Consider the following 261-nt stretch of genomic DNA (forward strand, 5'->3'; position numbering starts at 1 on the left):
CCACAGAGCCGTGTGGCCGTTTTGTCATAAAGGAATTTGATGCAGGAAGAGGGGGTTTACGTGGGTATTTTTTCTGTCAGTAAACAAAATGATCATAAAAAATTCGAATCCTTATTAATTGAAGGAGAAAGAATTGAGGCTGTTTACAGACTGCGTCACGACCAAATTTGTTTCACCAATAAACGACTGATCTTTGGCGATAACCGCGTATTTTCTAAAAAGAAAGTCAGGGTCTCCTTGCCGTATCGATCAATTGAAAGT

At 39.5% G+C, this 261-nt stretch carries 1 protein-coding gene; it reads left to right on the forward strand.

Annotation, left to right across the window (positions count from 1 at the left end; genetic code table 11):
* Positions 1 to 39: 39 nt before the first annotated feature.
* On the forward strand, positions 40 to 261 hold a 222-nt coding region (locus AAEY72_RS15385), incomplete at its 3' end, for a PH domain-containing protein (protein WP_352311461.1).

Source organism: Psychrobacter sp. W2-37-MNA-CIBAN-0211 (assembly GCF_040309405.1).
Lineage (GTDB): Bacteria > Pseudomonadota > Gammaproteobacteria > Pseudomonadales > Moraxellaceae > Psychrobacter > Psychrobacter glaciei.